Genomic DNA, 4,213 nt, shown 5'->3' on the forward strand with positions numbered 1-4,213 from the left:
CAGCGGCACGGCCTACCGGCCGGGGGACATCGTCGTCGCGCGCAGCGGCCTGTCGATCGAGGTCAAGAACACCGACGCCGAGGGGCGGCTCATCCTCGCCGACGCGCTGGACATGGCCAAGCAGTATGCGCCGGATCTGCTCATCGACCTCGCCACCCTGACGGGCGCCTGCGTCGTCGCCCTCGCCCACGAGGCGGCCGGCCTCATGGCCAACGCGCGGGGCGAGGCCTTCGTGGCGGGCCTGTGCGCGAGCGGCGAACGCGTCGGCGAGCGACTCTGGCCGCTGCCGCTCTGGGAGGAGTACGACGAGCTGATCAAGAGCGACTGCGCCGACGTCTGCAACACCGGCGGCCGTCACGGCGGCGCGATCGCGGCGGGCAAGTTCCTGCAGCGCTTCGCCGATCACGCGCCCTGGCTGCACCTGGACATCGCCGGCACCGCCTGGACAGGAAAGGAGCGCGACCTCACGCCGAAGGTGGGCAACGGCTTCGGCGTGCGCCTGCTGCTCGATTTCCTCGAAGGCGGACTGGGCCGTTAGCGACGCGCGCACCGGCCGAGCCGGCGCGCAGCGCGGCGAGCGCTTGCCAGCGGCGCGGCCAGCGTCTACCCTGCGCGCATGGTGATCGGCATCGGCATCGACCTGGCGAGCCCCGCGCGCCTGCGGCAGGCCTGGGCGCGGCGCGGCCCGCGCCTGCTGGCGCGGCTCTTCACGGCCGCCGAGCGCGCGGACTGCGAGCGCGCCCGCGACCCCTGGCCCGCCTACGCCGCGCGCTTCGCGGCGAAGGAGGCCCTGCTCAAGGCGCTGGGCACGGGTCTGCGCGAGGGGCTCTCCTGGCAGCAGATCGCAGTGCGCCACGAGCGGAGCGGCAAGCCATTCCTCGTCCTCAGCGGCGCCGCGGCGGCGCGCGCTGCCGCGCTGGGCGCGGCGCGCGTCCACCTCAGTCTCAGCGACCTGCCGGAGCTCGCCGCGGCGACGGTCGTCCTCGAGGGGACGTCTCCGCCATGAACGAGCGCTGGGTCGACGGCTTCAACGTCATGCATCGACTCGCCGACTGCGCGGCGCTGCTCGCGGAGGACCCGGAGGCCGCGCGGCGGCGCTTCCTCGACTTGCTCGCGCCCCTCGTCTACACGAGCGGCGAGCGCTGGACGGTGGTCTTCGACGGCCCGCGTTCGGGCCGGGCGCGCGCACCGGGTCCGATCGAGGTCGTCTACGCACCGAGCGCCGATGCCTGGCTGACCGCCGCGCTCGAGAAGCACCCGCGGCCGGCCCGCGTCACCGTGGTCACGGACGACGAGAAGGACATCGGCCGGCGCGCGCGCGCCCTGGGCGCGGCGGTGCTGCCGGCCGCGTCCATCCTGCGCGCCCTGAGCGAGGGCGAAGCCGAAGCGCCACCCGAACCCGAGAAGCCCGAGCAAGCGAGCGCGGAGGACGTCGCTTTCTGGCTCGATGCCTTCGGCGGCGGCGCCTCGGGCGAGCCGAAGCGCCGCTTCGATACGATCGGCGGCGCGCCAGCCGCCGGCGAAGGGCCCCGCGACGGTGAGGGCCACGACGACGACGGCGCGCGGCGCCGCTAGCGCGCCCCGCCCTCCAGATCCAGCAGCAAGTTCACCGTGACATCGACGCTGTCGTCCAGTCCCTGGCGCGCCAGGCGAACTTCGCCGTCCAGCACGAGGACGAGGATCGGCGCCGGGCCCTCCGACCCCGCGAGCGCAGCCGCGGCGGCGGGCGCGAGCAACTCGAGCGGCGCCGCGAGGGCCGCGGCCGCCAGTTTCTCGCGCCAGGGCGCCGGGTCGGCCAGGGCCGCGGTCTCGCCGCTCAGGAAGACGGGGCGGCAGGCGAGGCCCCGGTCCGCCAGGCGGGGCGCGAGGCGGCCGCAGGCCGCAATCATGCGCGCCGCCGGCTCGCCCGGCGGGAAGAGCAGCGTGAGTCCCTCGCCGGCCGGCGCGAGGCCGCCGGCCGCGAGCGCCGCAGCGATGGCCGCGGGGGACGGTCCCGAGAAGGCGCTCTCGCCCAGGCTCCAGCCGGGCCCGACGTCCAGCGGCAGGCTCACTGCGCTGAGCGCGCCGGGCTCGACCCGGAAGCGCTTGAGCCGCCCGTAGGCGCTGCCGCCCGGCACGCGATTCGCCGTGCTGAAGACGAAGTCTCCCGCGTCCCAGTCCTGCTCGCCGAGTCGGGGTTCCCACCAGGGGCTCTGGCAGGCGCCGGCCGCGAGGCGCGCCACGTTGAAGTGGCGATAGGACTCCGCGAGCGTGTCCGGGCGCGCGTCGCGCGTCACCGTGAGCGCGAGCCGCCCGAGCGCGCTGGCCGCGCCGGCCTCCGTCTTCAGCGTGCCCGCCGGGGGATCGAGGGCGCGCCACTCGCCCTGCCAGACCTCGCAGACCCCGTAGCGCAGTCGCGCGGGCCAGCCGTTGCGGCGCAGGAGCCCGACCAGGCAGGTGCCGAGGTCCTCCGCGGTGCCGCGGCCGAGTGCCCAGCACTGGGCCGGGTCGAGCGGGCTGCCGTGGTAGCTGGCCGGCGTCGCCTGCACGCGCGCGCGGAAGGCCGCGAGCAGGGCCGCGAGGTCGGCCGTCGCCGTCGCGGCCGGCGCGAGGAGCGGCAGACCCGCGCGCCAGGCGGCCGCCGTCTCGCGGTCGATGCGACTGGCGAGCTGCCCCGCGCGCAGAATGCTGTCCGGCACGGCGAGGCCGAGCGCCGCCAGGCGGCCGCCGTCTCGCGGTCGATGCGACTGGCGAGCTGCCCCGCGCGCAGAATGCTGTCCGGCACGGCGAGGCCGAGCGCCGCCAGGCGGCCGCGCTGGGCCTGGGCCAGGGCCAGCTCGCCGGCGATGGTCTCTTCGCCGAGCTCGACGAGGTCCTTGTCGTCCATCGCCTCGAGCACGGCGAGCAGGTCCTCGCGCGCCAGCGAGTCCGCGGCGGCCGCGAGCAGGGCGAAGAGCGCCGAGGCGCGCGTGTAGGGCTTCGTGTCCAGCAGGGCGCGCCAGCGCGCGGCCTGCGCGGCCGGCAGCGAGTCGAGCGCGGCCGCTTCGGCGGCGGAGGGCTCGCGCAGCTTGCGCCGGTCGGCGTCGCGGGCGGCGATGGCGCGCGCGAGGGCGGCCTCCTCCTCGGCGCTCACCAGGTTGAGGTCGCGCGCCGGACGCGCATCCTCCTCGGGATAGCGCAGCCAGAAGCCGGGCGCTGTGTCCAGGTCGTAGCGATCGCCCGCGTCGAGCGTGACGTCCAGGCGCGTGCCGCTCGCGCCGCCGACGACGCGCAAGTAGAGTGTCGAGTCGTTGCCGGCCGTGAGCGCGTACTCCCCGGGACCGAGGGCGATCTCGCCGCCGCCGGCCACCTTCGCCAGGGCGCGCAGGCTGCCGAAGTTGAGCACGTTCACGGTGAGCTCGGGCGCGCACTGATCGGCGATCGCCGGGGCGAGGGCCGCGCGCAGGTGGATGGGGTCGCCGTAGACCGGCGTCGAGTTGATCAGCGTGACGCCCTGCTCCGCGCGATAGAGCGGCTCGGGCGCGGGGTCGAACTCGCCGTAGGCCGCCGAGCGCACGAAGCCCGCGCGGCGCGCGGCGCCGGTGAACCAGGCGCGGTCCAGGCAGCGGTCGGGCTCGCAGCCGCCGAGGTAGTGCCAGGCGCCGTCCGTCCAGACCTCGACCCAGGCGTGGTTGCTGTCGGTGAAGGTCCAGTAGGGCGTCGCGCAGCTGCGCGCGGGCAGGCCCGCGGCGCGCAGGGCGCAGACGGCAAGGATGGTCTCCTCCTCGCAGCGGCCGAGGCCGCGGGCGATGGTGCCCAGTGGCCCGAGATCGCGGCCGCTGGAGGGCGTGTAGGTGGCCTGCTCGCGGCACCAGCGATTCACGGCGAGGGCAGCGGCTTCCATCGTCGGCGCGCCGGCCACGCGCGGAGCGAGGGCGCGCGCGAAGGCGGCACGCCAGGGCTGCGCGGGCTCCTGGCTGACCCGGTGGGGGACGATGAAGTGGAGCCAGAGCGCGTGGGGGATCTGCGCGCGCCAGGGCGACTCGCGATAGGCGGCGGCCGCCTGCTCGACGTGCTCGCGCAGGAGCGGCAGCCTCAGCTCGGCGCAGTCGGACAGCGGCAGCCAGGCGAGGATCCAGCGCGCCGCCTCGTCCTCGAGGCTGCCGGCCGGGAGCGTCTCGAGCCAGGCGGCGATGCGCGGGCCGTCGAGATGGCGGGCCAGCGTGGCCTCGACGCGCGCAGCCAGCGAGTCAGC

The 4,213-nt window shown here is 76.2% G+C and carries 4 protein-coding genes; 3 read left to right on the plus strand and 1 reads right to left on the minus strand.

Annotation, left to right across the window (positions count from 1 at the left end):
* From FJ251_14110 to FJ251_14120, 3 genes are all read left to right on the plus strand, one after another.
* The coding region (locus FJ251_14110) for a leucyl aminopeptidase (protein ID MBM4118838.1) at positions 1-538 on the plus strand (538 nt) is incomplete at its 5' end.
* A gap of 78 nt (positions 539-616) precedes the next feature.
* Positions 617-1,006 (plus strand): holo-ACP synthase, encoded by a 390-nt coding sequence (locus tag FJ251_14115; protein ID MBM4118839.1) that lies wholly within the window; start codon positions 617-619, stop codon positions 1,004-1,006.
* The gene (locus tag FJ251_14120; GenBank protein ID MBM4118840.1) at positions 1,003-1,575 is read left to right on the plus strand and encodes an NYN domain-containing protein; all 573 of its coding nucleotides are present in this window, start codon (positions 1,003-1,005) and stop codon (positions 1,573-1,575) included. The genes FJ251_14115 and FJ251_14120 overlap by 4 nt, the downstream gene beginning before the upstream one ends.
* Positions 1,576-2,323: 748 nt before the next feature.
* Here the strand turns inward: FJ251_14120 and FJ251_14125 are convergent.
* Positions 2,324-4,213: transglutaminase domain-containing protein (locus FJ251_14125; protein MBM4118841.1), on the minus strand; the 1,890-nt coding region annotated here is incomplete at its 5' end.

This window comes from bacterium, from assembly GCA_016873475.1.
GTDB lineage: Bacteria > Krumholzibacteriota > Krumholzibacteriia > JACNKJ01 > JACNKJ01 > VGXI01.

Excerpts from the sequence above, each read along its gene's own strand:
- FJ251_14115 (MBM4118839.1), top strand. The coding sequence starts at position 617 with ATGGTGATCGGCATCGGCATCGACCTGGCGAGCCCCGCGCGCCTGCGG.
- FJ251_14120 (MBM4118840.1), top strand. The coding sequence starts at position 1,003 with ATGAACGAGCGCTGGGTCGACGGCTTCAACGTCATGCATCGACTCGCC.